A 1147-nucleotide genomic window follows, 5' to 3' on the forward strand; every position below is an offset into this window, starting at 1 on the left:
AAGAACGTCCATCTCGCAACATCAGATTGCTTAGTTATCGCTTGTTACCTATGGGGCGTACTGCATTTTAGTGAAACACTTAAAGCAAAGCACCAATTGGCTCAAAGTTTATTTCCTAATTTCCTAGAATATTCTCGCTTTGTCCGCCGTTGTAATGCCCTCTTACCGAGTATCCAAGTCATTCGCCAAGCACTCGTCTTTAAAGAGGTTGAAGGAATGAGTGTATCCATTATTGACAGCTTCCCCATTCCTTTGTGTCAGCCTATTCGTAACTTCAGAAGCAAAGTTCTTGGAGATTATGCAAATGTTGGCTACAATGCTACAAAGGGACAGTACTTCTATGGATGTAAATGTCATGCTTTAGTCAGTGAATCAGGCTATGTCATAGACTACACAATTACTCCTGCTTCAATGGCTGATAGTTCAATGACCGAGGAAGTGTTGAGTCAATTTGGGACACCAACAGTCCTTGGAGATATGGGATATTTAGGTCAGTCACTGCATGATAGGCTGGAATTAAAAGGAATTGATCTAATTACACCTGTCAGGAAGAACATGAAGCAAAAGAAAATCCTTTTCCCTAATTTTTCAAAACGTAGAAAAGTGATTGAGCGAGTTTTCTCTTTTTTGACAAATCTAGGAGCTGAGCGTTGTAAAAGTCGTTCGCCTCAAGGTTTTCAATTGAAATTAGAGATGATACTTTTAGCGTATTCTTTACTGTTAAAATCAGCTAAATCACTGGAACCAGAGACTTTAAGATATTCTATCGGGTATCAAGTCATGGCTAAATAATCAACTAGCAATTCGGGTATATATATAGAAATAGGTATATAATAAAATACATTGATAGGGAATGAAAACTAAACTATTGATAATAGTTAACCCGAATTGCTAGTTAATTTCATTGGAAAATAAATAAGTCGTGCTATCCTAATCTTAAACCACTAAGCATTAGAAAGCGCACGACTTATATGACTTATAATAGCACACTTCCAAAAGTTTTTGTTTATTTACTGACAACCATTGAGACGCTTTATCAAACGAGGGTTTCCCTTGAGGTTCAAAACCGAAAGAACGTCCATCTCGCAACATCAGATTGCTTAGTTATCGCTTGTTACCTATGGGGCGTACTGCATTTTAGTGAAAC

1 protein-coding gene and 1 pseudogene are annotated in these 1147 nt (G+C 37.4%); both read left to right on the forward strand.

Translation table 11 applies throughout. From position 1 onward, the window contains the following. On the forward strand, window positions 1-792 hold a 792-nt coding region (locus tag ACESSC_RS09760), incomplete at its 5' end, for an IS982-like element ISLll1 family transposase (protein ID WP_373162745.1). A gap of 179 nt (window positions 793-971) precedes the next feature. Beyond that, a pseudogene (locus ACESSC_RS09765) lies at window positions 972-1147 on the forward strand (IS982 family transposase); the annotation flags it as partial.

The sequence above is a fragment of the Collinsella aerofaciens genome (assembly GCF_964243765.1).
Lineage (GTDB): Bacteria > Actinomycetota > Coriobacteriia > Coriobacteriales > Coriobacteriaceae > Collinsella > Collinsella aerofaciens_BU.